Annotated in this window: 5 protein-coding genes; 1 reads left to right on the forward strand and 4 read right to left on the reverse strand. The window is 69.8% G+C overall.

The window, feature by feature from the left end:
• From ACFPZL_RS11405 to ACFPZL_RS11415, 3 genes are all read right to left on the reverse strand, one after another.
• Positions 1–298 (reverse strand): hypothetical protein (locus ACFPZL_RS11405; RefSeq protein ID WP_382335482.1); only part of this gene is annotated, 298 nt, incomplete at its 3' end.
• 22 nt (positions 299–320) lie between these two features.
• Complete coding sequence (locus tag ACFPZL_RS11410; protein WP_218114992.1) at positions 321–1,658, reverse strand: glutamine synthetase family protein; 1,338 nt, start codon at positions 1,656–1,658, stop codon at positions 321–323.
• Between the two features lie 66 nt (positions 1,659–1,724).
• Complete coding sequence (locus ACFPZL_RS11415) at positions 1,725–1,928, reverse strand: methionine aminopeptidase (RefSeq protein ID WP_218114991.1); 204 nt, start codon at positions 1,926–1,928, stop codon at positions 1,725–1,727.
• Positions 1,929–1,984: 56 nt separating this feature from the next.
• On the opposite strand from ACFPZL_RS11415, the gene map reads away from it, so the two are divergent.
• Positions 1,985–2,854, forward strand: coding sequence for a type I methionyl aminopeptidase (gene map / locus ACFPZL_RS11420; RefSeq protein WP_218114990.1), 870 nt, complete (start codon positions 1,985–1,987; stop codon positions 2,852–2,854).
• Here the strand turns inward: map and ACFPZL_RS11425 are convergent.
• The gene (locus ACFPZL_RS11425; protein WP_382335485.1) at positions 2,838–3,233 is read right to left on the reverse strand and encodes an aminotransferase class V-fold PLP-dependent enzyme; all 396 of its coding nucleotides are present in this window, start codon (positions 3,231–3,233) and stop codon (positions 2,838–2,840) included. The two genes, map and ACFPZL_RS11425, sit on opposite strands and share 17 nt — an antisense overlap.
• Positions 3,234–3,335 lie beyond the last annotated feature (102 nt).

The raw sequence follows: 3,335 nt of genomic DNA on the forward strand, positions 1-3,335 counted from the left end.
CCCGCCGCCGCGCGAAGAAGACTCCGAGCGCCGGGGAGGCGCCGATCAGACGGCAGAGCCGCCGGAACTCGTCGTCGCCGAGCCCGCGCAGGGGCTCGGGATGCACCTCGCCCAGCGCGGCGATGCGCACGAGCGCCGTGTCGGGATCCGCGGCCGCCTCGAAGGCCTCGAGCAGTTCCTCCGGCGGTCGTCCCCTGGCGGCGGCCAGCGCCTCGATCCCCTCCCTCGCTGCGCCGAGATCCTGGAATCCGGCGCGCGCGAACACGCCGAGAGGCTGCCGCCGCGAATCGGTGCTCATCGGGTTCCGCGGGTGCCGCCGGTCAGATCGTGCCCAGCATCGAGTTCAGCTCGTACGGGGTCACCTGCTGCCGGTACGCTGCGACCTCCTGGCTCTTCTCCCGGATGAGGTACGAGAACACCTGGTCGCCGAGCGTCTCGGCCACCAGCTCGCTCCGCTGCATGAGCGCGAGCGCATGGTCGAGGCTCGTCGGCAGCGGATCGAAGCCCATGGCGCGGCGCTCGCCGTCGGAGAGGTCGCCCATGCTGTGCTCGGCCTCGGGTGGCAGCTCATACTCCTCCTCGATGCCCTTCAGGCCGGCCGCCAGCATCACGGAGAATGCCAGGTAGGGGTTCGCCGCGCTGTCCATGGCGCGATACTCCACGCGCGCGCTGCCGCCCTTGCCCGGCTTGTACAGGGGCACGCGGACCAACGCGCTGCGGTTGAGGTGGCCCCAGCTCACGTAGGAGGGCGCTTCGTCGCCGCCCCAGAGGCGCTTGTAGGAGTTGATGTACTGATTGGTGACGGCGGTGAACTCCGGGGCGTGGCGCAGCAGGCCGGCCACGAAGCGGCGGCCGGTCTGGGAGAGCTGGTACTTGGCGCCGGGGTCGTAGAAGGCGTTCGTGTCGCCCTCGAAGAGCGAGAGATGCGTGTGCATGCCGCTGCCGGGCTGGCCGGCGAGCGGTTTCGGCATGAAGGTCGCGTACACCCCCTGGCTGATCGCGACCTCCTTCACGACCGTGCGGAACGTCATGATGTTGTCGGCGGTCGTGAGCGCGTCCGCATAGCGAAGATCGATCTCGTTCTGCCCGGGCCCACCCTCGTGGTGGCTGAACTCCACCGAGATGCCGAGATCCTCGAGCATGTTCACGCTGGCCCGCCGGAAGTCGTGCGCCGTGCCGCCCGGAACGTTGTCGAAGTAGCCGGCTCGGTCCACCGGCACCGGCCCTTCAGCGCCGAACTCGGCCGACTTCAGCAGGTAGAACTCGATCTCCGGATGGGTGTAGTAGGTGAAGCCGCGCTCGGCCGCCCTGGCGAGCGCCCGTCGCAGCACGTTGCGCGGATCCGCCGCGGCCGGCTCGCCGTTCGGCGTGCTCAGGTCGCAGAACATGCGAGCGGTCGGCTCGGTCTCGCTGCGCCAGGGCAGGAGTTGGAAGGTGGAGGGATCCGGCACCGCGAGCAGGTCGCTCTCGTAGGCCCGGGTCATGCCCTCGATCGCGCTGCCGTCGAAGCCGAGCCCCTCGGCGAAAGCGCCCTCGACCTCGGCGGGTGCGAGTGCGACGGACTTCAACGTGCCGGCCACATCGGTGAACCAGAGTCGCACGAATTTGACACCGCGCTCCTCGATGGTGCGGAGCACGAAATCACGCTGCTTGCTCACGCGGACTCCCCTCGGTTCGATCGCTCCCAGACTATCGCTACGGAGCAGCCTGCGCGGCGCGCACCGTCAGGAATCCTCGGCCTCGTCCTCCTCTGCCCAGCGGCGGGCTCGCTCTGCGACGATCTCGGGCCCGTGCTCGGCCTCCGCTCGCGTCTCGAACGGGCCGATCCGGTCGATGGAGAGCGACTGCGGGCCCACCTCCACCTCGTGCGTGCGCGTGTTGAACCAGAACTCGGGCGGGCCCTCGATGCCCCATTCCTTCTTGCCCATCCGGCACCTCCGTCGTCTCGGGGTCGGGGCCACCCGACCGCTCTACAATGAAGCGTATGCCCTATGACGCCAACGGCCACCTGATTCCCGGCTCCGTCTCAGGCCTGCGGCAGGTTCCGGCGAGTATTGCGCGACCGCCCTACGTCGGGAAGTCGGCTCCGCCGCCCTACGCCGGCGACAACACCTACTCCGAGGACGAGATCGAGCGCATCCGTGCGGCGGGCAGGATCGCCTCCCGTGCGATCGACGCGGCGGGCGCGGCGATCCGCCCCGGTGTCACCACCGACGAGCTCGACCGCATCGCGCACGACTACGTCGTGTCGCACGGCGCCTACCCGTCGACGCTCGGCTACCGCGGCTACCCGAAGTCGTGCTGCACCTCGGTGAACGAGGTGATCTGCCACGGGATCCCCGACGACACCGTGCTGCGCGACGGCGACCTCGTGAATATCGACGTAACGGCCTACCTCGACGGCTACCACGGCGACCTCAACCGCACCTTCCGCGTCGGCGAGGTGTCCGAGGAAGCCGAGCTGCTGATCCAGCGCACCGAAGAGGCGTTGCGGCGCGGGATCAAGGCGGTGGCCCCCGGGCGTCAGGTGAACGTGATCGGCCGCGCCATCGAGACCTACGCGAAGCGCTTCGGCTACGGCGTCGTGCGCGACTTCACCGGCCACGGCGTCGGCGCCGCCTTCCACACCGGGCTCATCATCCCCCACTACGATTCGGCCCCGCGCTTCGACGACGTGATCAAACCCGGCATGGTCTTCACGATCGAGCCGATGCTCACCCTGGGAACGCACGAGTGGGAGATGTGGGACGACCAGTGGACGGTGGTGACGAAGGACCGCAGTCTGACCGCCCAGTTCGAGCACACGCTCGTGGTCCGCGAGCGCGGGGTCGAGATCCTCACCCTCTCCGAGTAACGTCGAGCACCCGGGGTGAGGTCGCTCCACGGGCACGGGTTTCGAGCCCCGGGTGATGCCTCCCCTCGGTCTCGGCGCGCAGCACGGCCAGCACGCGGTCGATCCCACGGGTATCGAGCGGTGCGGCCAGCGTGAAGCGGATCGCCGTCTGCGCCAGTTCGGCGGGCAGGCCGATCGCCAGGAGGGCGGGCGAAGGCTCGTCCATGCCCGCCGCGCAGGCCGAGCCCGAGGAGACGGCGAAACCGGCGGCGTCGAGCGCGACGAGGAGCGATTCTCCGCTCACCCCCCGAATCACGAAGGAGGCGTGGCCGGGGAGGCGCTCCTGCGGGTCGCCCGTGAGATGCGCGCCCGGGATCTCGGCGAGCAGCCGCGAGATCAGCGCGTCCCTGCTGCTGCCGAGCGCGAGGGCTCGCGATCCGGCCCCTGCCCCTCGTAGCCGTGCGGCAGCAGCAGCACCACGGAGGACTGCTGACCCCACTTC

Origin of the sequence: Leucobacter soli (genome assembly GCF_042659205.1) — a bacterium.
Lineage (GTDB): Bacteria > Actinomycetota > Actinomycetes > Actinomycetales > Microbacteriaceae > Leucobacter > Leucobacter soli.

Bases quoted from the DNA above. Each gene is read 5' to 3' on its own strand.
- ACFPZL_RS11415 (WP_218114991.1), bottom strand. From the start codon at position 1,928: ATGGGCAAGAAGGAATGGGGCATCGAGGGCCCGCCCGAGTTCTGGTTC.
- map (WP_218114990.1), top strand. From the start codon at position 1,985: ATGCCCTATGACGCCAACGGCCACCTGATTCCCGGCTCCGTCTCAGGC.